Annotated in this window: 29 protein-coding genes; 13 read left to right on the top strand and 16 right to left on the bottom strand. The window is 70.6% G+C overall.

All coding sequences use genetic code 11. The features are described from left to right. The first annotated feature begins 120 nt into the window (after window positions 1–120). From dctP to AAHF99_RS03365, 3 genes are read left to right on the top strand one after another with little or no spacing between them, the layout of a single operon-like run. A complete protein-coding gene (dctP, locus tag AAHF99_RS03355; protein WP_342162881.1) occupies window positions 121–1104 on the top strand; it encodes a TRAP transporter substrate-binding protein DctP in 984 nt (327 codons plus the stop codon). After that, window positions 1101–1808, top strand: coding sequence for a TRAP transporter small permease (locus AAHF99_RS03360; protein ID WP_342162654.1), 708 nt, complete (start codon window positions 1101–1103; stop codon window positions 1806–1808). Before dctP ends, AAHF99_RS03360 begins: the two co-directional genes overlap by 4 nt. Before the next feature lie 15 nt (window positions 1809–1823). After that, window positions 1824–3176: a TRAP transporter large permease gene (locus AAHF99_RS03365; protein ID WP_342162655.1), complete on the top strand. Its 1353-nt coding sequence runs from the start codon at window positions 1824–1826 to the stop codon at window positions 3174–3176. A 12-nt stretch (window positions 3177–3188) separates the two neighbouring features. Here AAHF99_RS03365 and folK read toward each other — a convergent pair whose 3' ends face one another. The 16 genes from folK to AAHF99_RS03445 all read right to left on the bottom strand — a co-directional run bounded on the left by folK (window position 3189) and on the right by AAHF99_RS03445 (window position 16715). Beyond that, a complete protein-coding gene (gene folK, locus AAHF99_RS03370; protein WP_342162656.1) occupies window positions 3189–3659 on the bottom strand; it encodes a 2-amino-4-hydroxy-6-hydroxymethyldihydropteridine diphosphokinase in 471 nt (156 codons plus the stop codon). After that, window positions 3656–4030 carry a dihydroneopterin aldolase gene (gene folB / locus AAHF99_RS03375; protein WP_342162657.1) on the bottom strand — a complete coding sequence of 125 codons (375 nt, stop codon included), beginning with the start codon at window positions 4028–4030 and terminating at the stop codon, window positions 3656–3658. The genes folK and folB overlap by 4 nt, the downstream gene beginning before the upstream one ends. After that, complete coding sequence (gene folP / locus AAHF99_RS03380) at window positions 4027–4806, bottom strand: dihydropteroate synthase (protein WP_342162658.1); 780 nt, start codon at window positions 4804–4806, stop codon at window positions 4027–4029. The genes folB and folP overlap by 4 nt, the downstream gene beginning before the upstream one ends. Window positions 4807–4939: 133 nt before the next feature. After that, window positions 4940–5302: a hypothetical protein gene (locus AAHF99_RS03385; protein WP_243958934.1), complete on the bottom strand. Its 363-nt coding sequence runs from the start codon at window positions 5300–5302 to the stop codon at window positions 4940–4942. Further along, window positions 5283–5990 (bottom strand): hypothetical protein, encoded by a 708-nt coding sequence (locus AAHF99_RS03390; RefSeq protein WP_342162659.1) that lies wholly within the window; start codon window positions 5988–5990, stop codon window positions 5283–5285. Before AAHF99_RS03390 ends, AAHF99_RS03385 begins: the two co-directional genes overlap by 20 nt. After that, window positions 5987–7132 (bottom strand): pyrroloquinoline quinone biosynthesis protein PqqE, encoded by a 1146-nt coding sequence (gene pqqE, locus AAHF99_RS03395; protein WP_342162660.1) that lies wholly within the window; start codon window positions 7130–7132, stop codon window positions 5987–5989. The genes AAHF99_RS03390 and pqqE overlap by 4 nt, the downstream gene beginning before the upstream one ends. Continuing rightward, window positions 7129–8217: a pyrroloquinoline-quinone synthase PqqC gene (gene pqqC / locus AAHF99_RS03400; protein WP_342162661.1), complete on the bottom strand. Its 1089-nt coding sequence runs from the start codon at window positions 8215–8217 to the stop codon at window positions 7129–7131. Before pqqC ends, pqqE begins: the two co-directional genes overlap by 4 nt. Window positions 8218–8352: 135 nt before the next feature. After that, window positions 8353–9252: a pyrroloquinoline quinone biosynthesis protein PqqB gene (gene pqqB / locus AAHF99_RS03405; protein WP_342162662.1), complete on the bottom strand. Its 900-nt coding sequence runs from the start codon at window positions 9250–9252 to the stop codon at window positions 8353–8355. A gap of 33 nt (window positions 9253–9285) precedes the next feature. Continuing rightward, a complete protein-coding gene (gene pqqA / locus AAHF99_RS03410; protein ID WP_238204934.1) occupies window positions 9286–9375 on the bottom strand; it encodes a pyrroloquinoline quinone precursor peptide PqqA in 90 nt (29 codons plus the stop codon). A 241-nt stretch (window positions 9376–9616) separates the two neighbouring features. Further along, entirely contained in the window at window positions 9617–10321 is a 705-nt protein-coding gene (locus AAHF99_RS03415; RefSeq protein ID WP_243958926.1) for a response regulator transcription factor, read from the bottom strand. Next, complete coding sequence (locus AAHF99_RS03420; protein ID WP_342162663.1) at window positions 10318–11964, bottom strand: sensor histidine kinase; 1647 nt, start codon at window positions 11962–11964, stop codon at window positions 10318–10320. The genes AAHF99_RS03415 and AAHF99_RS03420 overlap by 4 nt, the downstream gene beginning before the upstream one ends. A gap of 13 nt (window positions 11965–11977) precedes the next feature. Continuing rightward, entirely contained in the window at window positions 11978–12169 is a 192-nt protein-coding gene (locus AAHF99_RS03425) for a hypothetical protein (protein WP_243958922.1), read from the bottom strand. A gap of 114 nt (window positions 12170–12283) precedes the next feature. Further along, a complete protein-coding gene (locus tag AAHF99_RS03430) occupies window positions 12284–13078 on the bottom strand; it encodes a formylmethanofuran dehydrogenase subunit C (RefSeq protein WP_342162664.1) in 795 nt (264 codons plus the stop codon). A 3-nt stretch (window positions 13079–13081) separates the two neighbouring features. Beyond that, the gene (fhcD, locus tag AAHF99_RS03435) at window positions 13082–14026 is read right to left on the bottom strand and encodes a formylmethanofuran--tetrahydromethanopterin N-formyltransferase (RefSeq protein WP_342162665.1); all 945 of its coding nucleotides are present in this window, start codon (window positions 14024–14026) and stop codon (window positions 13082–13084) included. A 17-nt stretch (window positions 14027–14043) separates the two neighbouring features. Then, complete coding sequence (locus AAHF99_RS03440) at window positions 14044–15672, bottom strand: formylmethanofuran dehydrogenase subunit A (RefSeq protein WP_342162666.1); 1629 nt, start codon at window positions 15670–15672, stop codon at window positions 14044–14046. Next, a complete protein-coding gene (locus AAHF99_RS03445) occupies window positions 15666–16715 on the bottom strand; it encodes a formyltransferase (RefSeq protein WP_342162667.1) in 1050 nt (349 codons plus the stop codon). The genes AAHF99_RS03440 and AAHF99_RS03445 overlap by 7 nt, the downstream gene beginning before the upstream one ends. 303 nt (window positions 16716–17018) lie before the next feature. On the opposite strand from AAHF99_RS03445, the gene AAHF99_RS03450 reads away from it, so the two are divergent. From AAHF99_RS03450 to AAHF99_RS03495, 10 genes are all read left to right on the top strand, one after another. Further along, the gene (locus tag AAHF99_RS03450; protein ID WP_342162668.1) at window positions 17019–17990 is read left to right on the top strand and encodes a beta-ribofuranosylaminobenzene 5'-phosphate synthase family protein; all 972 of its coding nucleotides are present in this window, start codon (window positions 17019–17021) and stop codon (window positions 17988–17990) included. Between the two features lie 94 nt (window positions 17991–18084). Then, on the top strand, window positions 18085–18978 hold the full coding sequence (locus AAHF99_RS03455) for an NADP-dependent methylenetetrahydromethanopterin/methylenetetrahydrofolate dehydrogenase (RefSeq protein WP_342162669.1): 894 nt from the start codon (window positions 18085–18087) through the stop codon (window positions 18976–18978). A gap of 11 nt (window positions 18979–18989) precedes the next feature. After that, window positions 18990–20144, top strand: coding sequence for an ATP-grasp domain-containing protein (locus AAHF99_RS03460; RefSeq protein ID WP_342162670.1), 1155 nt, complete (start codon window positions 18990–18992; stop codon window positions 20142–20144). Next, a complete protein-coding gene (mch, locus tag AAHF99_RS03465) occupies window positions 20141–21115 on the top strand; it encodes a methenyltetrahydromethanopterin cyclohydrolase (protein ID WP_342162671.1) in 975 nt (324 codons plus the stop codon). The genes AAHF99_RS03460 and mch overlap by 4 nt, the downstream gene beginning before the upstream one ends. Window positions 21116–21121: 6 nt before the next feature. Then, window positions 21122–22030 carry an ATP-grasp domain-containing protein gene (locus AAHF99_RS03470; protein ID WP_342162672.1) on the top strand — a complete coding sequence of 303 codons (909 nt, stop codon included), beginning with the start codon at window positions 21122–21124 and terminating at the stop codon, window positions 22028–22030. 1 nt (window position 22031) lies between these two features. Beyond that, window positions 22032–22862, top strand: a complete 831-nt coding sequence (locus AAHF99_RS03475; RefSeq protein WP_342162673.1) for a triphosphoribosyl-dephospho-CoA synthase — start codon at window positions 22032–22034, stop codon at window positions 22860–22862. A gap of 233 nt (window positions 22863–23095) precedes the next feature. After that, on the top strand, window positions 23096–23608 hold the full coding sequence (gene fae, locus AAHF99_RS03480) for a formaldehyde-activating enzyme (protein WP_243958899.1): 513 nt from the start codon (window positions 23096–23098) through the stop codon (window positions 23606–23608). Window positions 23609–23974: 366 nt separating this feature from the next. Next, the gene (locus tag AAHF99_RS03485; protein WP_243958897.1) at window positions 23975–24289 is read left to right on the top strand and encodes a polyhydroxyalkanoic acid system family protein; all 315 of its coding nucleotides are present in this window, start codon (window positions 23975–23977) and stop codon (window positions 24287–24289) included. 59 nt (window positions 24290–24348) lie between these two features. After that, window positions 24349–24570 carry a hypothetical protein gene (locus AAHF99_RS03490; protein ID WP_342162674.1) on the top strand — a complete coding sequence of 74 codons (222 nt, stop codon included), beginning with the start codon at window positions 24349–24351 and terminating at the stop codon, window positions 24568–24570. Window positions 24571–24620: 50 nt separating this feature from the next. Then, window positions 24621–26432 carry an ATP-binding cassette domain-containing protein gene (locus AAHF99_RS03495; RefSeq protein WP_342162675.1) on the top strand — a complete coding sequence of 604 codons (1812 nt, stop codon included), beginning with the start codon at window positions 24621–24623 and terminating at the stop codon, window positions 26430–26432. The last annotated feature ends 62 nt before the right edge of the window (window positions 26433–26494 follow it).

Here is a 26494-nt window from a genome sequence, read left to right on the forward strand (position 1 = left end):
CCCGGCGTGCGGCCGTTTGATGGTCTGCCGCGGGTGCGGCCGACGGCGCAGGAACGCCGCGACCGAACAGGGGGGAAGCCGGTGATCACACGACGCCATGTCCTTGGCGCGGCCTCGGCGATGGGCGGCCTCGTCGCCTGTCCGGCCGTGCTGCGCGCGCAAGCGCCGAAGATCCTGAAGCTGTCGCACCAGTTTCCCGGCGGCACGCTGGAGGAGGGCGACGCCCGCGACCGCATCGCCCGCCGCTTCGCCGCCGAACTCGAGAAGCGCACGGGCGGCGGCCTGCAGGTCCAGGTCTACCCGACCTCGTCGCTCATGAAGACGCTGGCCCAGTTCAGCGCCGTCCGGAAGGGCGCCCTCGACATGAGCCTCGTGCCGCTCTCCTACGCGGGCGGCGAGGTGCCCGAGACCAACCTCGCGCTGATGCCGGCCGTCGTGGCGAGCTACGAGCAAGCCGCCAAATGGCGCGATGCCAGGATCGGTGAGGAATTCTCCAAGACGCTGGCCGAGAAGGGCGTCGTCATCCTCACCTGGGTCTGGCAGTCGGGCTCCGTCGCCTCGAAGGTGAAGCCGATCCTCGTGCCCGAGGACGTGAAGGGCGTGAAGGTGCGCGGCGGCGGGCGCGAGATCGACATGATGTTCCAGGCGATGGGCGGCATCGTCTCCACCATGCCGTCGAGCGAAATGTATATCGGCATGCAGACCGGCGCCCTGGAAGCGGCGATCAGCTCGTCCACCAGCCTGATCTCGTTCCGCCTGGACGAAATGACGAAGAACCTTACCGCCGGCCGGGGCCGCTCGTTCTGGTTCGTCCTCGAACCGCTGATCATGTCGAAGATCGTCTTCGACGGGCTGTCCCCCGAGCAGAAGAAGGCCATCGTCGATGTCGGGCGCGAGATGGAGGCGTTCTCCTTCGCTGCCGCCAAGGCCGACGACGAGGAACTCGTGAAGATCTACGGCGCGCGCGGCGTGCAGATCCACGACCTCAGCGACACCAACATCGAGAAGTGGCGCGACCTCGCCCGGGGCACGGCCTGGAAGGACTTCTCGGGCAAGAGCGCGCGCTGCGCGGAACTCCTCAAGCTGGCGGAGCAGGTTTCGTGAGTCACGGTTTCGACGCCGCCACCGCGATCTCCGAGGCACATGCCCCGCCCGAGCCGCGGATTCCCGGCGCCCTCGGGGCGCTTGATCGGATGTCGAAGGCCCTCAACCGCGTCATCATGGGGCTCGGCGGGCTGGCGCTGTTCGGCGCCTGCCTCGTGCTCAGCTACAGCGTGGTGATCCGCTACGTCTTCCACGAGCCGACCGAGTGGCAGGACGAGATGGCGGTGTTCCTCATCGTCGGCGCCACCTTCGGCTCGGCGGCGGCGGTGCAGGCCAAGCGCGGCCACGTCGCCATCGAGGCGCTGACCAGCCTGCTGCCGCCCGCCGTCAACCGGGTGCGGCTGGTGCTGGTCGATTGCGTCAGCCTCGCCTTCTGCCTGTTCTTCACCTGGAAAAGCTGGTCCCTCGATCACGAGGCCTGGGTCGATGGGCAGGTCTCGCAATCGACCTGGGGCCCGCCGCTCTGGATTCCCTACACCCTGATGGCGGTGGGCATGAGCCTGCTCTGCCTGCAGATCGCCCTGCAGATCGCCGAGGCGATCCGCTTGGGCCCGAGCGGCGCCGGCTGGGCCCGGCCGAAGATCGGTCTCGGTGCCGACATCAACCGCGACATGAGGGGACGCCCGGACGTGACGCCGGCCGGTCCCGACCCGATGGGGAAAACCGTCCGCACCGGCCAAAAGGCCGGTCAGGCTCGCGGCTGAGGCAGGGGACACACGATGAGCGTCGCGACGATCGGTTTCCTCTACGCCGGTGCCACCCTGGGGGCGATGCTCTCGGGCATCCCCATCGCCTTCGCGCTGGGCGCGGTGGCCCTGGCCTTCATGCTGGCCTTCATGCCCGCCGCCTCCCTCGATACGGTGGCGCAGAATGTCTACGAGGAGATGGCCTCCATCACCCTCCTCTCGATCCCGCTCTTCATCCTGAAGGGCGCCGCCATCGGCCGCTCGCGGGCGGGGCAGGATCTCTACTCGGCCATGCATGCCTGGATGCACCGCATCCCCGGCGGGCTCGGCATCGCCAACGTCTTCGCCTGCGCCCTGTTCGCGGCCATGGCGGGATCGAGCCCCGCGACCTGCTCGGCCATCGGCTCGGCGGGCATCCCGGAGATGAGGAAGCGCGGCTACTCGCCGGGCTTCGCGGCCGGCATCATCGCGGCGGGCGGCACGCTCGGCATCCTGCTGCCGCCGTCGATCACGATGATCCTCTACGCGGTGGCGGCCGAGCAATCCCTCGGGCGGCTGTTCCTCGCCGGCATCGGGCCGGGTCTCCTGCTGGTCGGCCTGTTCGCGACCTGGGCGATCTTTCGCTTCCGCTCCGAATACGCCACCGCCAAAACCGTGCTGGAGAACGGCGGACCGGCCTCGCCGATCCTCGCCGAAGACAAGTACAGCATGGCGCAGCGCTTCTCGACGCTGCCCCGCGTGGCGCCCTTCGTCATCCTGCTGACCGGCGTGATGGTGGCCCTCTACGGCGGCTACGCCACGCCCTCCGAGACGGCGGGCCTCGGCGGCCTGCTGGCCTTGGCCCTGATCGCGGCGATCTACGGCGTGTGGCGGGCGCGTGACGTGAACCCGATCCTCACGGCGACGCTGCGGGAATCGACCATGCTGATGCTGATCATCGGCATGTCGCTCCTCTACGCCTACGTGATGAGCTACCTCCACATCTCGCAATCGGCGGCGGCGGCGATCGTGGCGATGCAGCTCTCGCCCTGGCTGCTGCTGGTGACGATCCTCGGCCTCGTGATCGTGCTCGGCTTCTTCCTGCCGCCGGTCTCGATCATCCTGATGACCGCGCCGATCATCCTGCCGCCGCTCAAGGCCGCCGGGTTCGATCTCGTGTGGTTCGGCGTGGTGATGACGATCACGATGGAGATGGGGCTGATCCACCCGCCGGTGGGCCTCAACATCTTCGTCATCAAGAACATCGCCCCGGACATCCCGCTCTCGGACATCATCTGGGGCACGCTGCCCTTCGTGATCCTGATGGCGGTGGCCATCCTGATCCTGTGCCTCGTGCCCGGCATCGCCATGTGGCTGCCGGACCTGCTGCTCAGCAACACGCGCTAGGGGCGGGCGGGCTCAGGCCCGCGCGATCCCGGTCCGGTCGAGCTTGGCGAGCGCATCGCTCACCGTTTCGCCCCCGATCGTCAGGTCGGGGGCGATCTCGTTCAGGGGCACCAGCACGAAGGCGCGCTCGCGCACGTAACGATGGGGCAGGACGAGGCGCTCGTCCTCCACCGCCGCGCCCTCGTAGGCCAAAACGTCGATGTCGATGATCCGGGGCCCCCAGCGCTCCTCGCGGATGCGGCCAAGGTCGCGCTCGATGCCCTGGCAGGCGTCGAGCAGGGCATGGGGATCGAGGTCGGTCTCGATGGCGACCGCGCCGTTCAGGAACCAGGGCTGGTCCGTCTTGCCCCAGGGCGGGGTGCGGTAGTCCGGGGAGCGGGCGACGACCCGGATGCCGGGGACGGCGGCGAGCTTGTCCACCGCTTGGTCCAGCATCGCGGCCATGTCGCCGATGTTGCTGCCGATGCCGAGCCACGCCTTCACCGCGCGCCCTCCCGGCGGCGGGTGATGGTGACGCCGACCCGTTCCAGGATCGCGGGCACCGGGGCGCTCGGCTTGTCGATCCGCACGGTGATCGCCGCGATGGCCGGGAAGCCGGCCAGGATGTCCTGCGCGATGGTTTCGGCCAGGGCCTCGATGAGCTGGAAGCGGCGCTCCGTGGCGATGGAGACGGCGATGGCCGTCAGGTCCGCATAGCTGACGGTCAGGGCCACATCGTCTGCTTGGCCAGCGGGGGCGAGGTCGAGTTCGGCATCGAGGCCGAGATAGAAGCGCTGGCCCAGCACCTCCTCCTCCGGCAGCACGCCATGGCGGCCGAAGACGGCGATGCCCTCGACGCGGATGTGATCGCTCATGCCCGCGACTCCGGCCGCATCACCGCATCGACGACGCGCATCGCGTCCACATGGGCGGCGACGTCGTGGACGCGCACGATGTCGGCGCCGAGTGTCCCGGCCAGGGCATGCGCCGCGAGGGAGCCGTAGAGCCGGTCGGCCGGCTTGGTCTCGCGGTCGTGCAGCCGCCCAAGCAGCGATTTCCGCGAGACGCCGACGAGGAGTGGGAAGCCGAGCGCCCGGATCTCCGGCAGGCGCCGCAGGGCTTCGAGATGCTGCTCCCAGGTCTTGCCGAAGCCGACGCCGGGATCGAGCACGATGTCCCCGTCCGGGATTCCGGCCTTGCGGGCGATGCCGAGCGATCGGTCGAAGAAGGCGAGCATGTCGGCCACGATGTCGAGGCCGGGGTCGATGGTCTCGCGGTTGTGCATCACGATGACCGGGGCGCCATGGGCGGCGGCGACGGAGGCGATGTTTGGCTCGCGCTGCAAGCCCCAGACGTCGTTGACGATCCTGGCTCCGGCCGCGAGGGCGAGGTCGGCGGTGGACGCCTTGTAGGTGTCGATGGAGATCGGAATCCGAAGGTGCCCGGCGAGCGCGCGGATCACCGGAAGGACGCGGGCCTGCTCCTCCTCGGCCGGCACCGGCGTGTGGCCGGGTCGTGTGGATTCGCCGCCGATGTCGAGGATCGCCGCCCCTTCCGCCGCCAGCCTCTCGGCCTGCGCGCGGGCCTCGGCCTCGCCCCGGAACAGCCCGCCATCCGAGAAGGAATCCGGCGTGACGTTGAGGATGCCCATCACGAGACTTCGCCGCCCGAGATCGGGAAGCAAACCGGGGAGGGCGGGGGGGCGGGGTGTCTCGGTCACGGACCCGGTGTGCGGGAAACGGGGGCGGCGCGCAACGGGACGTCGCCTCCGAATCGTGGGCCTATCAGCCCCGGTAGCAGCGGATCTCGGCCTCGGCCTGGGCGCGGCGCAGGTCGGCGACCTTGTCGTCGAACACCTTGGTCGACTTGAACTCGTTGGCCCGCTGGCCGATGCCCTGGCGCATCGACAGGATCGTGCTCGCCTGCACGTACTTGTCGTAAGGCAGGATCGCCGCGAGCTGATCCACCGAGCAGGAGCACTTCTCCAGGCTGTCGCGGGTCTGCCCGTTGGCGGCCATGCAGCCGAAGACGTAATCCACCCGCGCGTTGGTCGGGTAATCGTTCTCCTCGGCGGCGCGGCCGGGCGCGGCGGCGAGGCCGGCACCCAGGGCGGTGAGGATCGCGAGACTAGCCAGCCTTCTGATCATAGCCGAGCTTCTCTTCCAGCAATTCGCCGCCATCCTTGGTCTTGGACACGGCTTCCATGGACACGATCTCGCCCGGGACCGAGGGCGAGGTGACGAAGGTGTAGGTCAGGTTCTCGAGGCCGCGCATGCGCTCGCCCATCGGATCGCCCAGGAAGGGCTGCATCTCGATGCGATACGCATCGACCTGCTTGCCGTCGAACGGGATCTTGACCGGAGTGACGGTCGCCTTCTCGCGCATACCCTTGCGGATCGCGAGCTTCAGGTAGCGCGGGTTCGCCTCCAGCACCTTGGAGAGCGCCATCACGTGGTTCTCGAGGAAGAGCGGCACGATGGGGTTGCCCACCATGTCCTCGAACGGCCCCGCCGGGCGGCGGTTCAGGCCGGAGAACATGGCGACATCCATGTTGCGGCCGTCGGGCTGCTTGCCCGGCTCGACCTTGATCGTCACCGTATCCTGCAGCGGCGCGCCGAAGGGACCCTTCGCGATGCCGGAGCGGCGCAGGTAATCGTAGGTGATGGTGCTGCCCGGCGCCGCGTTCTTCATCTGCGGCTGCTCGAACAGCAGGTCGGCGGCGCTGGGCGCGGCCGTGGCGTTGGCTTGCGTCGGCGCGGGCGTTTCCGTGGCCGACACGAGGGTCGGAGCGGACAGGCCGAGGGCGAGGGCAGCCGCGACGGGGATGAGTCTCACGAAGAGGCACCTTCTTTCAGCGGCGAGCGGATATTGCTGCCGATCGTGCGGTAGACGTAGTCGGGAGGCGTCTCGGCCGCCTCCTCGACGGCGAGGGCACGCACCTTGGCGTGCAACGGGGACAGGGAGCAGGCCGGATCGGTCGCCGCCGCATCGCCCGCGAGCGCGAGCGCTTGGCAGCGGCATCCGCCCCAATCCTTCTCCCGCCGGTCGCAGGAGCGGCAGGGCTCCTGCATCCAATCGGTGCCGCGATAGGCGGTGAAGGCCGGCGAATCGCGCCAGATCTCCCCGAGGGAGTGGTCCGTCACGTGCCAGAATTCGAGGCCGGGGATCGTTTCCGCCGCGTGGCAGGGCAGCACCTTGCCCTGGGGCGTGACGTTCATGAGCTTGCGGCCCCAGCCGCCGGCGCAGGCCTTCGGGTACTTGGCGTAATAGTCCGGCACCACGAGGTCGATGACGAGCTGGCCCTTCAGGCGCTCGCGGGCGGCCTCGACGATGCGGATCGACTCGTCCACCTGGGCCTTGTTCGGCATCAGCGCGGCGCGGTTCACGTAGGCCCAGCCGTAATATTGCGTGTGAGCCACTTCGAGGCGCTTGGCGCCCATCTTCACCGCGAGGTTGATGAAGCCCGCCACCTCGTGGATGTTGCCCCGGTGGATCACCGAATTCAGCGTCAGCGGCAGGCCGAGTTCCACCACCTTGGCGGCGAAGGTCATCTTCTGCGGCTGGGCGTTCTTCAGACCACCGATCTTCTCGGCATTGGCCGCATCGACGCCCTGCACCGACAATTGCACGTGGTCGAGGCCGACGTCGTAGAGCGCCTGGAGCTTGTCGAGCGCGCCGCCGACGCCGGAGGTGATCAGGTTCGAGTATAGGCCGAGATCTGCGCAGGTCTTGGTGATCTCGACGATGTCGTTGCGGGCGGTGGGCTCGCCGCCCGACAGGTGGACGTGCAGCACGCCGAGTCCCGCCGCCTCCCGCAGCACCCGCTGCCACGTCGCCGTGTCGAGTTCCCCCGAGCGGCGGTCGAGTTCCAGCGGGTTCGAGCAGTAGGGGCAGCGCAGGGGGCAGCGGTGGGTCAGCTCCGCGAGGAGCCCCACCGGTGCCGGCGCGTCCGGGCGGATCGGCGCTTGTGCGTTCATCGCTCCAACACCCGCTTCTCCGCGAGGCCGTCGAGCATCACGCAGATATCCGCCTCGATCGCGCGCGGATCGGCGGCGTAGATCGTGCCCAACTCGTCGGCGATCTGGGACACCGTGCGCGACCCGTCCACCAGCTTAAGGACGGCGACGGCGTTGTCATCGAGGTCGAAGGTGCGCTCGGGGGCGAGCAGCACATACTTGCCGCGGGTCTCGTCGTTGCGCAGGCGGACGCCGCGCGGCAGGCGCGGTGTATCGCCCGGCACGGTCTTGCGCGGGCCGGCGGCTTCCGCCTTGGGCGCGTCCGCCCCGGCGACGAGGCCGACGCCCGGCTGCCACGCATCCGGCGGGATCATGCCGGGGGCCACGTAGGCGAAATAGAGCGCGTCGAGCTGTACCCAGAGGACGTTGCATTTGAAGGTCAGCGCGGCCATCGCCTGCCGCTGCAACTCCGGCGTCGTCGCGTGCTTCTTCACGTAGTCGAGGGCGAAGTCGGCATCGCGCGGCGCCTGGGTGAGGCGCTTGTCGAAGTACGCGAGCGTATCCTTCGTGATGAAGTCGTAGTTCTTCAGCATCCCGGCGACACGCTCGGAGATGATGGTCGGCGAGAACATCTCGGTCAGCGACGAGGCGATGGCCTCCAGGAGCGACCGCTCCGAGACGAAATGCACATAGGCTTCCACGGCGAACTTGGTCGCGGAGAGGATGCCGTTCGTGGAGAGCACGTAGTCGCGCTGGAAGCCGACGCCCTCGGCGAGCTTCAGCCAGCGCTCGATGCCGCCGTCGCCGGGGCCGTCGCCGTCGTGATCGACGATGCGCTGGCGCCAGATCCGCCGCAACTCGGCATCGTGCATCCGGGCGAGGACGGCGGAATCCTTCACCGGGATCATCGCCTGGTAATAGTAGCGGTTGAGCGCCCAGGCCCGGACCTGATCCTTCGAGAGCTTGCCGTCATGCAGCAGGCGGTGAAACGGGTGCAGGATATGGTAGCGCCGGGCGCCGATGTCGCGCAGGGCGGCTTCCATTTCGTCGCCGGTGAGGAGGCGTTCGCTCTCCGCGGCATCCGGGGTCGGGAAGATGGCGTTCATGGCGTTTCCGGCGTCCGACTTCGGCTCGTGCCCGATGGTCTTGTGACCGACTTCTTGGCGTTGCCCGGACCGAGTGCACGGCCCCAGACCGGGGATGTGGGTACGAGACACGCCCACTTAAATGGTGCGCGACGCTCAGAGCTGTAGGGCCAGCCCGTCGTGAGCGACCGTCCAACCCGCCAATTCGACGTCGGCCCGCTCGGCCGAGCCCTCCACGAGGACGGGATTGGTGTTGTTGATGTGGACGAAGACCCTGTGCCCGATGGAGACACCCGACAGGGCCTCGATCGAGCCGTTGTGGCCCCGCATCGGCACATGGCCCATGCGCCAGCCGGTCTTGGTGCCGACGCCGGCCCGGATCATGTCGTCGTCGTGCAGCACCGTGCCGTCAAAGAGCAGGGCATCCGCCCCGTCGAGGCGGGCTCGCACCGCGTCGTCCACCAGGGCGCAGCCGGGAATGTAGGCGAGGCGGCGCCCGTTCGCCTCGATCATCGCGCCGACCGTCGTCTCGGTCGCCGCGCCGATCTCGACCTCGGCGCCCTCCAGCCAGAGCGGCACCTTCCCCGGCACCGCGAACAGCGTCACGGTGAGGCCGGGCAGGGGTTCGAATGTGCTCTCCAGGGCGACGCTGGTGCGCTTCACCACACCCTCGGCCATCACGTCGAACACGCGGTTCGCGTTGACGGAGTCGAGGATGCCGGAGGTCGCATAGAGCGTGTAGGGCTGGCCCTCGCGCAGGGTCAGCAGCCCAGCCACATGGTCGACATCGCCGTTCGTGAGCAGCACGGCGCGGATCGGGGAATGACGTAGCCCCTCGCGCGGATGCATCACGCTGTTGTCGAACAACTGCTGGCGGATGTCTGGCGAGGCATTGATCAGCAGCCAGTCGTCGCCATCGGCGGACACGGCGATACTGGATTGCGTCCGGGGGCGGACGCGCTCCGGCTCGCTGCGCGCGAGGGAGCAGATGGGGCAGCGGCAATTCCATTGAGGAAGCCCGCCGCCCGCAGCGGAGCCGAGAACTACGACGCGCATGGTGCGTCTCCCGTGTTCCCGGCCCGCCTGAAATCAGTTGAAGGTGTCGATCTCGGCCGACTCGTAGCTCGTCACTTCCATGCCGACGCAGATCTCGGACACAACGGGGGCAGCCCAGGCCATGGTGTTTCTCCTTAGTATTTCGTTCACCGAGCGTCCTCAGATCAATCCTAAGAGGACCCTAAGACACTGATGGCGCTCTCGTTTCTGGCGCAGGACTGATATTGTCCATTTGCCCTTCGCATTCAAGCACCAAATTGCCGGATCATCCCAAATTTTTCGTGAGAGGTGAGCCGAAGGGATTGATCCGACAAAATAATTCCGCTCGGACCCCCGCTATCCCCCAAAGGTCCAAGACAGAACGTCACTGCCGGAAATCCGGCCCCCGGGATTCCAGCATGAAACCCTTGCCGCGCACCGTGGTGAGGACTGGACCGCCGTAGCGGACAAAATCGGCCATCTTGGAGCGGAGATAGCCGATATAGACATCGACCACGTTCAGGGAGAGCCCGCCCTGGCTCGCCCAGAGCCGGTCGAAGATCTCGGCGCGGGAGACCGGCTTGCCGAGGCTGTCCATCAGCATGGCGAGGAGTTCCGCCTCCCGCGGGGTGAGCCGGGCGCTGGCCTCGCCGCAGGTGACCTGCCGGGTGTCGAGATCGAAATGCAGCCGGCCGGCGACGAGGCGGGAGCGCGGCGCCTCTGCCTGCTGGCGGCGCATCAGGTGGGTGCGCAGCCGGGCGACCAGCTCGTCGAACTCGAACGGCTTGACGATGTAGTCGTCGGCGCCGAGCGCCAGACCCTCGGCCCGGTCGCGGATCTCGTCACGGGCCGAGAGGAACAGGATCGGGCCGGAAAAGCCGCCCTCGCGGAGGGAGCGGCAGACATCGTGGCCGGACCCGTCCGGCAGGCCGACATCGAGGAGCACGGCACCGGGGGCAGGATCGCGGGCGGCCTTCAGGGCGTCGCCGACGCTGTCGGCGGTGCCGACCTCGAACCCCTCGGCTTCCAGGCCACGGGCGAGAAGGCCCCGGATATCGATGTCGTCCTCGACGATCAGGATCCGCGTCATGCGGCCGGCTCCCTCAGCTTCCCTCCGGCACCCGTCTGCACGGACGCCCGGTCCATCCATGCCGGCTCGGCGGCGGGAATGTCCAGGCGGACGCGGGCGCCGCGTCCGGCCCCGCCCTCACCAAGATGCAGCGTGCCGCCATGCTGCTCCACCACCCAGCGGGCGAGCGCGAGGCCGATGCCGAAGCCGGTCTCGTCCGGGGCGGGGGCGCCGTCCACACGCTTGCCGCGCTTGAACCGCTCGGTCAGTTCGGCCTCCGGCGCGCCGAAGCCCGGCCCGTCGTCGGTGACGGTGATGCGCGCCGCGTTCCCCTCGACCCGCGCCAGCGCGACCTCGACGCGGGTGAGCCCGGTGGCGTGGCGCAGGGCGTTGTCGATCAGGCTCTCCACCGTCTGGCGCAGCCATTCCCGGTCGGCCACGCATTCCACGTCCTCGGCACCGGGCACGAGGTCGAGGGCGACCCGGCGGCGGGCGGCTTCGGAGGACATCGTGTCCACCGCCTCGGCCAGGACGGCGGCGACGCCGAGCGGGCGACGGTCGAGTTCGATCTCCCCGGATTCGGAGCGGGCGACGCGGAGCAGATCCTCCACCCGGCGCTTCAGCCGCTGGGCGCGCTTGCGGATGGTGGTGAAGGCCGGCGTCGGGTCGGCGGCGCGGGCGGCGCCCCGCATGGCGATGTCGCATTCGCCGAGGATGACGGTGAGCGGCGTGCGCAATTCGTGGCTGACATCGGCGAAGAAGCGGCGACGGGAGCGGTCCACCGCCTCCAGCCGGGCGTTGGCGGCGCGCAGATCCGCCGTGCGGGCGGCGATGGTCGATTCGAGGGCCGCCCGGTCGGCCGCGACGTGCACCTCCCGGCGGGAAAGGCGCGCGGCCATGCGGTTGACGTTGGCCATGAGCAGGCCGAGCTCGTCGCGGGATTGCACGGGCAGGCGGGTGTCGAGGGCGCCGCGCCCGATGGCGCTGGCGGCGAGCCGCACCTCCACGATCCGCGCCAGGATCGGCCGGGTCAGCATGCGGTAGAGGATCAGGAGCAGAACCAGAGCTGCCGCCACGGCGACCACCGCCGCGAGCCGCAGGCGGCTCGACAATTCGCGCGCCTCCTCGGAGCCCCGCGTCATGCTCCGCCGCTCGGCCTCGATCAGGAAGGAGAGCGGCTGGCCGGTCATGGCCCCGAAGCCGTTGAGGGCGCCCTTGATCGAATCCTGGCGCTTCTCCGGGTCCATCTGACGGCTGATGAGCGAGACCTGCCGGTCGAGGACCGCCCGCGCCCCGCGCAATTGCGACATCGGCCGCGAGCGCATGGCGTATTGCATCCGGTCGGTTGGGTCGTCGCTCGGCGGGAAGGAGCGCGCCATGGCCTCGTCCACGGCGATCAACGCCTTGTCGACGTTGGCGCGGGCGATGGCCATGGCCTCGGGTTGGCCGTCCGGGTTGCCCACCGTCTCCACGGCGGCGAGGCCGAACTGGGTGAGCCGGCCGGAGAGTTCCGCCAGGAGTTCGAGGCGCCCCTGGGCGGCGAGCGTCCGGTCCACCGTCCGCTCGGCCAGCCCGATCGAGGCCAGCACGGCCGCCGCCGCCAGCAGCACCACGATGGCGCTGACGGCGAAGAGGATCGCGAACCGGGCCTTCAGCGAGCCCATGGGCGCAGGCCCCTCACGGCTTCTTGGCCGCGCAGCGCCACTTCGCGACGTGCCATTCGGGATTCTCGTCCTGCCACTGGGCGAGCACGCTCTGCGAATTGCGCAGGCAGACGAAGGCGTTGGCGGACCCGCCACCCACCGGGATCTGCTCGTCGCGGCAGGTGGCGGGCTGGGCGATGAGACAGGCGGACAGAAGCAGCAGCAAGGGCGATCTCCCGAATGCCGGCCATCGTCTCGGGCCGGCTTGCGCTCAGCATAATCCGGCCCGGCTCCGTGTGGACAGGGCCAAGGCCCGCGCCCAGGGAGCGCAGGCCCGCCGTCAGCCCGCGACCCAGATCTCGCCCTTGGCCAGGGTCGCGAGGTCGCCGGAATAGCGCCGCAGGGGCCTGTCCAGCAGCGCGGCGTGCGCCTCGCTCACGGCGCGCAGGTGCTTGCCGAGGAGACGCAGGAACACGAGGTCGTGGCTCCCGGTCTCCACGAAGGTCGGCGACAGGGTGCCGTGCTTGCCGGTGACGAGGGTACCCCGGCGCATGCCGTAGCCCGGCAGGTCGCCGACGTCGAGGGCGGCGATGGTGCCCGCGATCATCCGCGCCCCGGCATGGGCGCCGGCCTGGCCGACCAGGATCAGCCCCCGGCGCATCCGGTCGCCGCAATGGTCCCCGGCCCGGCCACGCACGATGAGCGTCGCCCCGTCGAGCCCGGCCTTGGCCGCGTAGACGGCGCCGCCCGCGTAGTCGCCCGCGTCGCCTTCGATGGTGATGGTGCCGCCGGTGGCGCCGGAGGCCGCGTAGGGGCCGGCATGTCCGGTGACGGTGAGCGTGCCCGACGCCATGCCCGCGCCGAGGCGCTGGCCGACATCGCCGTCGACGCGGATCGTCCCCCCGGAGAGGGAGGCGCCGACCCGGTCGAGGCGTTCATGCCCGCCCTCGATGGTCAGGCTGTCGGAGCCGTCGAGGGAGACGGCGAAGCAATCGCCGAGCTTCACGCCCCGGCGGCTGGTGCCGACCTCGAGCCGCTCAGCCTCGGCCGGGGTGAGGCCGCTCAAGGCGAGGGGGGAGATGGAGAAGAAGTCCAGGCGCTCGGGGGGCGCTTCGCGGAGCGTGAGGGTGCTCAAGGCTCAGCCCTCCTGGCCGGCGGCCGGCGCGAGCAGGTCGCGCAGGTGGTAGTGGTGGCGGCCGAGATTGCCGCCGTAATTGCCCGCCGTGACGGCGATCAGCCCGTGCCGCTCGCCGATTTCCGTGGCGGCGTGCAGCCCCGCCCGCATGGAATCGGACACGCCCTGCGAGGTGAGGGCATCGATGACGATCTCCAGCACCACGCCGCATTCGGGCGGCAGGGCGGAGCCGGCCCGGCCCTTGAGGGTCGGGCAATAGGCGTCGTTGGTGGAGGCCATCATGCCCTTGGTCCGTCCGCCGACCTTCGAACCGGAGCGGACGATGCCGCCGGGGAAGGGCAGGATCGCGCCGGGGATGGAGGAGGCCGCCTCCACCGCGATCTCGGCGACCTTCAGCGTCTCGGCATGGGTGCGGCCGAGGAACAGCAGGTTGCCGCCGCCCACCGCGCCCTCGACGGCGCGAACCGAATCCTCGCAGAGGAATTCGCCGTCCATCACCGGGATGCGCCAGTAGCGGCGCTCCTTGCCGGTCTCGTCGGGCATGCGCTTGGCGATGGCGAAGCCGTCACCGAAATAGCGGATCGCGCCGCCGAGCTTGATCTTGTTCGGCCCGTCCACGCCCGCGTAGCAGGCGGTGCCGGGGCAGGTGAGGATGCACTGGCCGACCCGCTTGATGAGCTGGTCCTTCAGGCCGTTCGGCTCGAAGCCGAACAGCAGGATGCGCACGCCCGGCCGTCCGTCCGGCGTCTGGTCGGGGGAGAGGATGGCGTCGATGCCGGCCTCGGCGCCGCAGCCGATCACCGAGGTGGCGAAGCCGGTCATGGTCGTGGCCGCGATCATCGCCCATTTGGGCGTGTCGTTGGTGACGACGATGGCCGTGCCCGCGACATCGAACGCCTCGGCGAAGGTGTCGATGACGCGGATGCCGTTGAGGGTGAGGTCAGACATGGGGTGCGGCTCGCTGGTCACGCCCGACATGGCACGGCCTCGAAGGTCGGTGCGTCGAACGCCTCGTCCGGCACGGTGAAGCTGTCGAGCCCGGTGCCGAAGCGGTCGGTGAGGTAGGAATCGGTGCGCTTCTCCATCGCCCCATCGGACTCGACGGTGAGCGACAGGGTGCGGCCCGCCCGCCAGTCCACGACCTCGCCGTCCTCGACGATCGGCGTGCCGTCCTTGAGCACGAGCTTGGCGGCGGTGAACATCGCCGTGCGGTTCGGGTCGTCGCGGTAGACCGCCACGTCCGCCCGCGCCCCGGCCCGCAGGTGCCCCCGGTCGTCCAGGCCCAGCAGCTTCGCCGGCCCGGAGCGGGTGAGCTGCGCGATCTCGGAGAGGGTGTATTCCCGCTCGATCCCCGGCAGGCCGCTGCGCTCGCCGACGATGCCCGGCAGCGTCGCGATCTCGCGCTCGCGCTCGGACCTGTCCATCAGCAGGTGGATGATGCGCGGGTATTGCGTGAACGGGCCGCCGTTCGGGTGGTCCGTGGTGAGGATCGTCCGCTCCGGGTCGGGCGACAGGAGCATGATCTCCAGGCCGATGGCCCATTGCAGCGAGGACGTCGGCCCCTTCGGCCGGTAGAGGAACGGCACCACGCCGCCGCCCTCCGCGTCGCCCGCGTTCAGCACCCACTTCTTCGGGTTGGCACCCTTGCGGCCGGCGAACTGGCGCAGGATGTCGAGGGAGACCGTCACGGTCTGGCCGAACACCACCTGCCCAATATCGAGCGTGGCCTGCGGGTTGTCGCCGATGGCGCGGGCGATCCGCTCGGCGGCCGAGCGGAAGCCCTTGCCGTCGTCGGTCTCGCCATAGGCGTAGAACTGCGCGTGGGCGAAGTGGATGCGCCGCCCCTCCGCCGCGTCGAGGGTCGCCATGAACGAATCGTCGGCGCCCGGCAGGCCCAGGTTGTTGCAGTGGACGTGCAGCGGGTGCGGTACGCCGATTTCCTCCACCGCATCGAGGAGCGCGCCCATGATCTTGCGCGTCGAGAGCCCGTAGCAGGGGATCTCGTCATCGAGGGAGAGCTTCAGGGCGCCGTCCTTGAAGGCCGAGGCGCCGCCCGCGTTGATGCACTTCACCCCGAGCCCGCGCGAGGTCGCGACGTTGAGGGCCACGAGGTCCCTCACCGCCGCCTTGCCCTCGCCGTCGAGGAGCAGTTGCAGCAGCTGGTCGTCGTTGCCCATCACCGTCAGGGCGCCCCTGTCGAGGAGCGGGATGTCGGCGAGTTCGAGTTGCGTGGCCAGCGCATGGGTCGGCGGCATCGCCGGCTCGACGGCGGTGGTGTAGCCCATCCGCGCATAGGTCGAGCCGATCCAGGCGGCGGCGCCACCGGCGTGGGCGAAGGGGTGCCCCTCAGGCGCCGCCTCGCTCACGTAGAGCTCGGGCAGCAGCAGCCGCGAGGTGATGACGTTGCCGCCCGCGATGTGCGAATGCACCTCGACGCCGCCCGCCATCACGACGCAGCCCGCCGCGTCGATCACCCTGTCGGGCTCGCGCCCCGGTGCCTCGATCACCCGGCCGTCCTCGATCCAGACATCGCCGACGGCGTCGCGGGACGCGGTCGGATCGACGACGCGCCCGCCCCGGATCACACTCAGCATGCGGTGCCACTCCTCGCAGCGAGTCGGTTTGTCAGACGTCCCAGCACGGAGGCGGCCGTGGGCCGATCCGCCGGGGCGGATCCTCCCGCCTGAGCCGGCCAGTAGGTGAGGGCGCCCCGCGTCTCGTTCCACAGCACCCCGCCGACGTCGCGGCCGGGCACGCCCACGGCGATCACCACCTCGGCGGCATCGGGGCTCGCCTCGCCGACCAGCGCCACGGAGGGCACCTGCCCGAGCCAGTCGGGCCGGGGGGCGGGCAGCGAGGACAGCCACAGGGCGGCATCGGCCTCGCCCGCCGCGACCTGCCTTGCGGCATCGAAGCGCCAGGGATCGTGCTCGGGCACCTTGCGGCCGAGGCCGACGCGCGGGGCCTGCCCCGTCGTCCAGGCCGAGACGGGCACCACGGCCCTGTCCTGGTTCCGGTGGCCGCCGGAGACCGCGAGGGAGAAGGCACGCGTCCGGTCGTTGAGGTCGGTCACGAGCCCCTGAACGGTCTCGACACCCATCTCACCGATCTCGGCGGGATCGTAGAGCACCACCACGTACTGCGCGGCGGCGAGCTTGGAGGCCAGCACGGCGGTGGGCGACTCGTCGGCGAGGTGCCCCCGGAAATGGGCGCGCAGCCGCGCCAGGGCCGGCAGCACGCCGCCCTCGTTGGCCCCGTCCAGCGCCAGGATGGCCCGCGCGGCACCCGCCGCCCGGCCCCGCGTGGGGGCACCGGCCTCGATGCGGCCGAGAAGCTCGCTCTTCGCAGGTTCTGAACCGAGCACGAGCACGGCGTCGGCCCGGCCGACCGCCTCGGCCGGCGTCGAGGTCATCGCGCCGACGCGGGCGAGGGCGCCGAGTTCGGCATAGGTGCCGGCCGCGCCGTCCGTGTCGAGGGAGGCGCCCACGCGCCCGGCAAGATCGAAGGCCGCCCGGATGGCGGAGACTTCGGCGTTGAGGCCGGCGATGACCGGCATCCGTGCCGCGCCCAACAGGTCGGCGGCCGCTGCGATGGCGGCGTCGATGTCGGTGGCCGCGCCTTTGACCCAGGCTGGCATTGCTCCCCTCGCTCGATCTTTCTTGCGACCCGCGGGGTCGAGGCCCCGGGAATCGTGAATCTCTGTCGGGCGGGCGACGGCCGTAAGACCGGAGGAGCGGGACGTTTCGTAAAGTCCCGCCGGCTCGGAATGGCCTGCCCGCCGGGCCCTTGCCCGGACGGACGGCAAACTCGGCACGCCGTCGCGGGCCTAGGTTTGCCTTCATCGGGCGCGTCCGGCAAGGGCCTTGGCGGTTGCCCCGCCGGGTTTCCCGTGTGAGAAGCGCGCCAGTTCCGACGCCAGACCCGGAGGAAGGGGATCGCCGTGTCCGACGTCCCCGATTCCGCAGCGGAGAGCGTGCGCATCGAAGCGCCGGCCCGGCTGCATTTCGGCTTCCTCGACCTGCATGGCGGCCTCGGCCGCCGGTTCGGCAGCGTCGGGCTCGCCATCGACTCCCCCTCCCTGATCCTCACGGCGCGGCCCGCCGACAGCCTCCAGGCCGAGGGGCCGGAGGCCGAGCGCGTCCGACGCTACGCCGAGGCCGCCGCCGCCCATCTCGGGGTCGGCACGCGGGTCGCTTTCCGGGTCGAGCAGGCGATTCCCGCCCATGCCGGGTTCGGCTCCGGCACGCAGCTCGCGCTTGCCGTCGCGGCGGCCCTGGCGCGGCTCGCCGGGCGGCCGTTCTCGCCGGAGGACTTCTCGAACGCGCTGGATCGCGGCAACCGCTCGGGCGTCGGCCTGCGCGCCTTCACCGAGGGCGGGCTGATCGTCGATGGCGGGCGCGGGGCCGATGCCGCGCCGCCACCGGTCATCGCCCGGTTGCCCTTCCCGGAGGCATGGCGCCTCGTCCTGATCCTCGACACCAGCATGGCCGGCGTTCATGGCACGCGGGAGGTTGAGGCGTTCCGCGATCTCCCGCGCTTCCCCGAGGCCCAGGCCGCCGAGATCTGCCGCATCGTGCTGATGCAGGTGCTGCCCGCCTGCGTGACCGGCGACGCGGATGCCTTCGGCGCCGGCATCACCCGGATGCAGGATCTGGTGGGCGACCACTTCGCCCCGCACCAGGGCGGGCGCTACGCCAGCGCTTCCGTCGCCCGCGTGCTCGAACAGGCCGCGCAGCGTGGCGTCGCCGGCTACGGGCAGAGCTCCTGGGGGCCGACCGGCTTCATCCTGGCCCGCTCTGAGAAAGAGGCGAAGAGCCTCGTCTCCGGCCTCGACGGCGACGCGTCCCTGCGCTTCCTGATTGCGCGGGGACGCAATACCGGTGCAACGGTCGCCGGGGGGATCCGCGCCTGACGCGGGTCGCTTCCGCTTGACCGGGGGGCCTGCGGAAGACTTGTTTAAAGGAATCGGCTCCAGAAGGGGTCGATCAAAGGGAGAGGTCGAAGGAATGGCCCGCTCGATCCTGCACATGCTCACGCCGCTCCGGCACATGAGCCCGTTCGACGTGAACATGGCCGTCGATGCCGGCTTCGAGACGCTGATGACGTACACGGAGGTCAGCCTCTCCGACGTCGTGTCGCTGACCCAGGACTCGATCTTCTCGCGCTCGCCGCAGGACGGGACCCGCACTGGCCTGTTCATCGGCGGCAAGAACGCCGAGGACGCCCTGGACATGGTCGACCGGGCGAAGAAGGCCTTCGTGCCCCCCTTCGTGAATCACGTCTTCGCCGATCCGGCGGGCTCGTTCACCACGGGCGCGGCCATGGTGGCGCAGGTCTCCCGCGCCCTGCGGGTGAAGTTCGGCACCGATCTCAAGGGCAAGCGCATCGTGATCTTCGGCGGCGCGGGCGTCGTCGCCTACGTGGCGGCGGTGATCGGCGCGCTGGAAGGCGCCAAGACCGTCCTCGTCGGCCATGACGGCGAGGAGCGCGTCTCCAAGATCGCCTTCACCATGAAGTGGCGCTTCGGGGTCGAGGTCGGCGCCGTCGACGGCACCACCCCCGCCGACCGCCGCGAGGCGATCCGCGACGCCGACGTGATCCTCTCCGCCGGCCCCGCCGGCATCCCGATCCTCACCGCCGACGACCTGTCCTGCGCAAGCAAGCTCCTCGTCGCCTCCGACGTGAACGCCGTGCCGCCGGCCGGCATCGCGGGGATCGACGTGAACGCGGTGGATGTGGAACTGCCCGGCGGCCGGGGCTTCGGCATCGGCGCCCTGGCGGTCGGCAACGTGAAGTACCAGACGCAGAAGCGCCTGTTCCAGCGGATGCTCGAATCCGACACGCCGCTCTGCCTCGATTTCCGCGACGCCTACCCGCTCGCGGTGGAGATCGCCGGCTGATTCGCTCGTCCGTGGGCGAGGCCATCGTGATCGCGGCCCAGTCCGGCCGCGCCCTCGCGCAGGCGGCGCGGCGGGCGGGCCTTCGCCCCTACGTCGCCGACCTGTTCGGGGACGCGGATACGGTGGCGCTCGCCGAATCGACACGGGTCATGCCGGGCCGGTTCGGGCGGGGCATGGTGCCGGAGGCGGCGCTCGAGGCCATCGACGCCCTCGCGGAGGAGGCGGGCGCGCCGCTCGGCGTGGTGCTCGGCAGCGGGTTCGAGGACGATCCCGGCCTGATCGCGCAGATCGCCCGGCGTCACCGGCTGATCGGCGCCGGTGCCGAGGCCGTCGCGTCCCTGAAGGACCCCTTCGCCTTCGCCGCGCTCTGCGCTCGTCTCGAGGTGCCGCATCCCCCCGTCACGGCGGGGCCGGTGGACGATCCCGCCCGCTGGCTCGTGAAGGCTGTCGGCGGATCGGGCGGCGGCCATGTCCGCGCCGCGACCGGGGCGGCGCCGGAGGCGGGCCATTACCATCAGGCCCGCGTGCCCGGCCGTGCTTACGCGGTGAACATCCTCGCCGTCCCCGGCGGCGCGGAGGTGCTGGCGGTGACGGCGCAATGGTCCGCCCCGTCGCCGGAGCGGCCGTTCCGCTACGGCGGCGCGCTGGCCCTGGCGGCGGGGGAGGCGCATCCGCTGCCGGCCGCGATCCTCGCGGAGGTTCAGGAGGCTGCGATGCGGATCGCGGAGGCGACCGGCCTCGTCGGCCTCGCCAGCGCGGATTTCCTGAGCGACGGCGCCGGCTGGTGGCTCATGGAGGTCAATCCGCGCCCCGGCGCGACCCTCGACGTGCTCGACCGGCGGGCGACGCCGCTCCTTGCCGCGCATGTCGCGGCGTGCCTCGCGGAGCGCGGATCTCCGTCGATCGGCGTGCCGCCGGAGGATGCGGCGGCCTCGGCGATCTGTTACGCCCTGGCCGACCATGCGCCGGTTCCCGCCATCGCGTGGCCCGCCCATATCCGCGACCGGCCCGCCGCCGGCAGCACCGTGAGGCGGGATACGCCGCTCTGCACCGTCTTCGCCACGGGCGCGGATGGCGCGGCGGCCCGCGCCGCCCTCGACGCACGGACGGACCGTCTACGGACGGTTCTGAACGAGAACACGACACACGAGGAAGCCCGAGTATGAGCGACAGCCAGAGCCCCCCGAGCATCAACGCGCTGAGCGCCCCCCTGGTCGAGCGCTTCGTCGCCGATGCCCAGGCCTTGCGGCTCGCCGTCTCGCAGGCGCCGGGCGGCGCGCGGATGGTGGATGCGGGCTCCACCGCGCGGGGCTCCATCGAGGCCGGGCGGCGCATCGCCGAGATCTGCCTCGGCGGCCTCGGCACCGTGACCGTGGTTCCCTCAGGCCCGGTCGCCGCGTGGCCCTACACGCTCACCGTCCACTCGGCCGATCCGGTGCTCGCCTGCCTCGGCAGCCAGTATGCCGGCTGGAGCCTCGCGGACGAGACCGGCGGCACGGGCTTCTTCGCCCTCGGCTCCGGCCCTGGCCGCGCCGTCGCCGCCGTCGAGGAACTGTACGGCGAACTCGGCTATCGCGACACCGCCACCACGACCGCGTTGGTCCTCGAATCGGCCGGTGGCCCACCGGAGAGCGTGGTCGCCAAGGTGGCCGAGGCGGCCAATGTCCGCCCCGAGGACCTGACCTTCATCTTCGCCCCGACCCAGAGCCTCGCCGGCTCCACCCAGGTCGTGGCCCGCGTACTGGAAGTGGCCCTGCACAAGGCGCACACGGTCGGGTTCGACCTGCACGCCATCCTCGACGGGATCGGCTCGGCGCCGCTCTCGCCCCCGCACCCGGACTTCATCAAGGCCATGGGCCGCACCAACGACGCCATCATCTACGGCGGCCGGGTGCAGCTCTTCGTGGATGCCGACGATGCCGACGCGAAGCAGCTCGCCGAGCAACTGCCCTCGACGGGCTCGGCCGACCACGGATCGCCCTTCGCCGACATCTTCTCGCGGGTGAACGGCGACTTCTACAAGATCGACGGCGCGCTGTTCTCCCCGGCCGAGGCGATCGTCACGTCGGTGCGCACCGGCTCGACCTTCCGCGGCGGCCGGCTGGAGCCGTCGCTGGTCGAAGCGTCCTTCGCCTGAGCCGCGATGAAGATCGCCCTCGCGGCCGATAACGGCAACTGGCACAAGGCCCGGCTGCTCGCGGCCCTGCGGGCGCAGGGCGTCGAGCCGGTGCTCTTCTCGCTGGCCGACGTCACCATCGAGACCGGCGCCGGGGAGCCCTTGCGGGTGCCGGGCTTCGACGGCGCCCTGCCGGACGGGGTACTGCTGCGGACCATCGCGGGCGGCACCTTCGAGGCGACGACGATGCGCCTCGGCGTGCTCCACGCCCTGGTGGCGACGGGCTGCGTGGTGTGGAACTCGCCGAGCGCCATCGAGCGCTCGGTCGACAAGGCGGCGACCTCGCTGCTCATCGCCCGCGCCGGCCTGCCGACGCCGCAGACCTGGGTGGTCTCCACCCGCGAGGCCGCCTGCGCTCTCGCCGCGCGGGAGGCGCGGCCCGGCAACCCGCTGGTGCTGAAGCCGCTCTTCGGCTCGCAGGGCGAAGGGCTGGCCCTGATCGAGCGGCCGGAGGACCTTCCCGAGGAGGAAGCCGTCTCGCGGGTCTATTACCTGCAGCGCTACGTCCCCCGGCAGGACGGGCTGTGGCGGGACTTTCGCGTGTTCGTCTGCGACGGGCGGGCCGTCGCGGGCATGATCCGCGAGGGCGACGGCTGGATCACCAACGTCCACCGGGGCGGCCGTCCGCTGCCCTGGGCCATGCCCCCTGTGGCGGCCGAATTGGCCGAGGCGGCGGCGGCGGCGGTGGGCGTCGCCTATTCCGGCGTCGACCTCGTGGAGGACGGGGAGGGCGGCTATGCCGTGCTCGAAGTGAACTCCATGCCGGCCTGGTCGGGCCTCCAGACCGTCTGCGAGACCGACATCGCGGCCACCGTGGTGCGCGGTTTCCTGGCGGCGGTGCGGGGGCAGGTGCGCCCGCGCCTTGTCGTGGCGTGAGATGCAGCCCGCCGGAATTGCCGATCTCTACCGGGCCGCGTGCCTCGCCGAACTCGACGCGCTGAAGGTCGGCAACGTCCACGCCTACGCAGCGGGGCACCGGATGGAGGTGGCCGATTTCGCCCGCAGCGCCGAGGTCTCGGCGGAGGGGCTTGCCCGCGCGGGAGCCGGAATCGGTGCGCGGGTGCTGGCGGGGGTCGCCGCCACCCGCGCGGCGGTGGGGCAGAACACCAATCTCGGCATCCTCCTCCTCTGCGCGCCCCTGGCGGCGGCGGCCGAGCGGGGCCTCACCCTGGCGCAGGCGCTTGATTCCCTCGGGCCGGAGGATTCGAGGGATGTCTTCGCCGCGATTCGCCTCGCCTCGCCGGGCGGGCTGGGGCAGGCGGCCCGCCACGACGTGACCGACGAGTCGGCCCCCCCGCCGCCGCTGTCCGACGCCATGGCCGAGGCCGCCCCGCGCGACCGGATCGCCCGCGCCTACGTCACTGGCTTCGCGGATGTCCGCGCCATCGGTTTGCCGGCTCTCGACGCCGCCCGGGCGGCCGGGCTCGATGCGCCCTGGTGCGCCAGCGCCGTGCATCTCGCCTATCTGAGTGCTGTTCCGGACAGCCATATCCTGCGCAAGCACGGGGCGGCGGTGGCGGAGGAGATCCGCGCGCAGGCGGCTGCGCTCCGGGAGCGCGTCGATATGGCCGGCAAGCCCGTTGCCGACCTCCTGACCTTCGATGCCGCGTTGAAGGAGCGGGGCATCAATCCCGGCACCAGCGCCGACTTTACAGTGGCGACGCTGTTCTGGCAGGCGCTTGCCGAGGCCGGGGCGGGGCTCGCCTGAACGGGCCTCGATCCGGCCGATCCTTTCGCCGGCATAGAGATATTCCTCAAAATCAGGGCGTTGCGCGCCTTGTGACAGTTCGGGGGTCGCTGTAGGGTCCGCCGCGCTATCCGGCCCAACCGGCTCGGTCTGACCCCATCAGGGGCGTGCCGGGCGCCGATAACAAGGATGGCTTCCCGGCAGCGGCTTCGCCCGGCGCCGCAGCCACTTACGGATTCAGGGAGAGACACCGAATGGCGAAGATCAACAAGGTCATGGTTGGCGAGGCTCTCGTCGGCGATGGCAACGAGGTCGCCCACATCGACCTGATCATCGGACCGCGCAACTCGCCGGCCGAGACGGCTTTCTGCAACGGCCTGACCAACAACAAGCACGGCTTCACCAGCCTGCTCGCGGTGATCGCGCCGAACCTGCCGTGCAAGCCGAACACGCTGATGTTCAACAAGGTCACGATCAACGACGCCCGCCAGGCGGTGCAGATGTTCGGACCGGCCCAGCACGGCGTGGCGAAGGCGGTGCAGGATTGCGTCGCCGAAGGCATCATCCCGGCGGACGAGGCCGACGACCTGTACGTGCTGGTCGGCGTGTTCATCCACTGGGAAGCGGCCGACGACGCCAAGATCCAGCAGTACAACTACGAGGCCACCAAGCTCTCGATCCAGCGCGCCGTCAGCGGTGAGCCGAAGGCCTCCGTGGTCACCGAGCAGCGCAACACGGCCAAGCACCCCTTCGCCGCCAACGCTTAGATCGGGGACGGCCCTGGGCAGAGCGCACCTCCGCCCGCACCGCGGGGTCTGCTCCAGCGGTTGGCTTCGATCTTCCTCGGCCGCTAAGGCGTGACGCCGGACACCGGGCTCCGGTTGTCCGCCAAGCGACGGTTCAGGAACACTAAGGTCGCGCCGTCATCCTCCGGGATGGCGGTGTGGTCCGGGCGGTGCTCCGCCCGGGGCGTTTCAGGGTTGGGCCGAAGGCCCCGACGGAACACGACTCAACGGGGCGGCGCGAGCCGTCCCGTTTTTCATAAGCGCTGCCTTCGTTGTCGGGCGCCGGGGGCGACACCATGTCTGGGGCTCCTGACCGCGCGAGCCCCGCGCCCAACACGGTTCCCCCCGATGCCGAAGCCCCTCATCGTCGACATCCCGCACGATCTCGGACAGGCCGAGGCCAAGCGCCGCCTGATGGAGGGGACCGAGCAGGTCCGCGCCCTGCTCCAGAAGAGCGGCATCGCCATCGACCAGCTCGGCTGGACCGGCGACCGGCTCGATTTCGGCGTCTCGGCCGTGGCCCAGAAGGTCGCCGGCTCGATCGATGTCGGGACCGAGAGCGTGCGCCTCGAAGTGAAATTGCCGTTCCTGCTGGCCCTGTTCGCGGAGAAGATCCAGAAGGTCGCCAGCAAGGAAGCCACGCTCCTCCTCACCAAGAAATAGGCGGAACATCGCGCGCCTACGGGCCGTTCGATTGCCGAAAATACGAGGAGGAATGCCCAATGGCGAATCCCGGCTCCGTTCCGGAAGTCCCCCAGCCCGCCCCGACGCCCGCGCCCGATACGCCCTACGATCCGCCGCAGGTGCCGACGCCGAGCCCCGAGCCGGAGATCCCCGGCAACACGCCGGCCGAAGCGCCGGGCATCCAGCCGCCGGAGATTCCGGTGAACGACCCCGGCAGCCAGCCGATGAGCCCGCCCGGCCCCGCCAACCCGACGGCGTGACGCGGGACTGAGCGTTTGAAGAGCCAGCGCGGCGCTGCCATAAGCGCCGCATGGCCGCCCCCCCGCTTCTCACCCTCCAGGATGCCGCACTGACCTTCGGCGGCACGCCGCTGATCAGCCGCGCCGATCTCACCATCGCACCGGGCGACCGGACCTGCCTCGTCGGCCGCAACGGCTCCGGCAAGTCGACGCTGATGAAGATCGCCGCCGGGCTCGCGGAGCCGGACAAGGGCCGCCTCTTCGTCCAGCCCGGCACGACGATCCGCTACCTCGCGCAGGAGCCGGATTTCTCGGGGTTCGCCAACACCCTCGATTTCGTGGAAGCCGGCCTCGCGCCGGGCGATCCCATCCACCGCGCCCGCTACCTCCTCGAAAGCCTCGGCATGACGGGCGAGGAGGATCCGACGAAGCTGTCCGGCGGCGAGGGCCGCCGCGTGGCGCTCGCCCGTGCGCTCGCGCCCGAGCCCGACGTGCTGCTCCTCGATGAGCCGACGAACCATCTCGACCTGCCGGCCATCGAATGGCTCGAAGCCGAGTTGAAGGGCATCCGCGCCGCCCTCGTCCTCATCAGCCACGACCGGCGCTTCCTCTCCTCCCTGTCGCGGGCGACGATTTGGCTCGACCGGGGCGAGACCCGCCGGATCGAGCAGGGTTTCTCCGGCTTCGAGGCGTGGCGCGATGCCTTCCTCGAGGAGGAGGAGCGCAACCAGCACAAGCTCGACCGCAAGATCGCTGACGAGGAGCACTGGCTGCGCTACGGCGTCACCGCCCGGCGCAAGCGCAACGTGCGACGGCTCGGCAACCTCCACGCGCTGCGCAAGGACCGGCGGGAGCATCGCCGTCCGGTCGGCTCGGTGAGCATGCAGGCGGGGGAGGCGGAATCCTCCGGCGCCCTGGTGATGGAGGCGCGCGGCGTCTCGAAATCCTACGGCGAGCGCAGGATCGTCGATAACCTGAGCCTGCGGGTGATGCGCGGCGACCGCCTCGGCATCGTCGGCGCCAACGGCGCGGGCAAGTCGACCCTCATCAAGCTGCTGACCGGCGAGATCGCCCCCGATTCGGGGGAGATCGTGCTCGGCACGAACCTCAAGCCGGTGATCCTCGACCAGGGCCGCGCGGCCCTCGAACCGGGCATGACCGTCACCGACGTGCTGACCGGCGGGCGCGGCGACAGCGTCGTCGTGAACGGCCGCAGCCGGCACGTCATCGGCTACCTGAAGGACTTCCTGTTCGCGCCGGAGCAGGCGCGCACCCCGGTCTCGGTGCTCTCGGGCGGGGAGCGCAACCGGCTGCTCATCGCCAAGGCCCTGGCGCAGCCCTCGAATCTCCTCGTGCTCGACGAGCCGACCAACGACCTCGACCTCGAAACCCTCGACCTGCTGCAGGAGATGCTGGACGATTACGAGGGCACCCTGCTTCTCGTCAGCCACGACCGCGACTTCCTCGACCGCGTGGTGGGCAGCGTCCTCGTCTCGGAGGGGGAGGGGCGCTGGGTCGAATATGCCGGCGGCTATACGGACATGCTGACCCAGCGCGGCAAGGGCGTCGAGGCGCGCGCCGCGGCGGGCAAGAAGTCCGAGGGCAAGGCGGAGAAGGCCGAGCCGCGCGAGCGCGCCGCCCCGCCGCCCGGCAAGCCGAAGCTCGGCTTCAAGGACCAGCACGAGCTGAAGACCCTGCCGGAGCGCATCGCCAAGCTCGAAGCGGGCATCGTGCAGCTCAAGACGATCCTCGCGGATGCCGGCCTCTATGCCCGCGACCCCGCGCGGTTCGAGAAGGCGAGCACGATGCTCGCCCAGGCCGAGACGGACCTCGCCGCCGCCGAGGACCGCTGGCTCGAACTGGAAATGCTGCGCGAGGGCTGAGACTGTCGCGCCGCCTTCATACTGCCGGAATGGCTTTGTGCTATGGCGGGGTTTCCCCGTAA

The organism is Methylobacterium litchii, from assembly GCF_038442315.1.
Classification (GTDB): domain Bacteria; phylum Pseudomonadota; class Alphaproteobacteria; order Rhizobiales; family Beijerinckiaceae; genus Methylobacterium; species Methylobacterium litchii.

What these genes read in the sequence shown, in the direction of transcription:
- AAHF99_RS03440 (WP_342162666.1), bottom strand. Translation starts at nt 15,672, where the DNA reads ATGCTGAGTGTGATCCGGGGCGGGCGCGTCGTCGATCCGACCGCGTCC.
- pqqE (WP_342162660.1), bottom strand. Translation starts at nt 7,132, where the DNA reads ATGAACGCACAAGCGCCGATCCGCCCGGACGCGCCGGCACCGGTGGGG.
- dctP (WP_342162881.1), top strand. Translation starts at nt 121, where the DNA reads ATGGGCGGCCTCGTCGCCTGTCCGGCCGTGCTGCGCGCGCAAGCGCCG.
- AAHF99_RS03415 (WP_243958926.1), bottom strand. Translation starts at nt 10,321, where the DNA reads ATGACGCGGATCCTGATCGTCGAGGACGACATCGATATCCGGGGCCTT.
- AAHF99_RS03485 (WP_243958897.1), top strand. Translation starts at nt 23,975, where the DNA reads ATGCCGAAGCCCCTCATCGTCGACATCCCGCACGATCTCGGACAGGCC.
- folP (WP_342162658.1), bottom strand. Translation starts at nt 4,806, where the DNA reads ATGGGCATCCTCAACGTCACGCCGGATTCCTTCTCGGATGGCGGGCTG.
- fae (WP_243958899.1), top strand. Translation starts at nt 23,096, where the DNA reads ATGGCGAAGATCAACAAGGTCATGGTTGGCGAGGCTCTCGTCGGCGAT.
- AAHF99_RS03495 (WP_342162675.1), top strand. Translation starts at nt 24,621, where the DNA reads ATGGCCGCCCCCCCGCTTCTCACCCTCCAGGATGCCGCACTGACCTTC.
- folB (WP_342162657.1), bottom strand. Translation starts at nt 4,030, where the DNA reads ATGAGCGATCACATCCGCGTCGAGGGCATCGCCGTCTTCGGCCGCCAT.
- mch (WP_342162671.1), top strand. Translation starts at nt 20,141, where the DNA reads ATGAGCGACAGCCAGAGCCCCCCGAGCATCAACGCGCTGAGCGCCCCC.
- pqqB (WP_342162662.1), bottom strand. Translation starts at nt 9,252, where the DNA reads ATGCGCGTCGTAGTTCTCGGCTCCGCTGCGGGCGGCGGGCTTCCTCAA.
- AAHF99_RS03445 (WP_342162667.1), bottom strand. Translation starts at nt 16,715, where the DNA reads ATGCCAGCCTGGGTCAAAGGCGCGGCCACCGACATCGACGCCGCCATC.
- AAHF99_RS03475 (WP_342162673.1), top strand. Translation starts at nt 22,032, where the DNA reads ATGCAGCCCGCCGGAATTGCCGATCTCTACCGGGCCGCGTGCCTCGCC.
- AAHF99_RS03385 (WP_243958934.1), bottom strand. Translation starts at nt 5,302, where the DNA reads ATGATCAGAAGGCTGGCTAGTCTCGCGATCCTCACCGCCCTGGGTGCC.
- AAHF99_RS03455 (WP_342162669.1), top strand. Translation starts at nt 18,085, where the DNA reads ATGGCCCGCTCGATCCTGCACATGCTCACGCCGCTCCGGCACATGAGC.
- AAHF99_RS03490 (WP_342162674.1), top strand. Translation starts at nt 24,349, where the DNA reads ATGGCGAATCCCGGCTCCGTTCCGGAAGTCCCCCAGCCCGCCCCGACG.
- pqqC (WP_342162661.1), bottom strand. Translation starts at nt 8,217, where the DNA reads ATGAACGCCATCTTCCCGACCCCGGATGCCGCGGAGAGCGAACGCCTC.
- fhcD (WP_342162665.1), bottom strand. Translation starts at nt 14,026, where the DNA reads ATGTCTGACCTCACCCTCAACGGCATCCGCGTCATCGACACCTTCGCC.
- pqqA (WP_238204934.1), bottom strand. Translation starts at nt 9,375, where the DNA reads ATGGCCTGGGCTGCCCCCGTTGTGTCCGAGATCTGCGTCGGCATGGAA.
- AAHF99_RS03470 (WP_342162672.1), top strand. Translation starts at nt 21,122, where the DNA reads ATGAAGATCGCCCTCGCGGCCGATAACGGCAACTGGCACAAGGCCCGG.
- AAHF99_RS03420 (WP_342162663.1), bottom strand. Translation starts at nt 11,964, where the DNA reads ATGGGCTCGCTGAAGGCCCGGTTCGCGATCCTCTTCGCCGTCAGCGCC.
- AAHF99_RS03365 (WP_342162655.1), top strand. Translation starts at nt 1,824, where the DNA reads ATGAGCGTCGCGACGATCGGTTTCCTCTACGCCGGTGCCACCCTGGGG.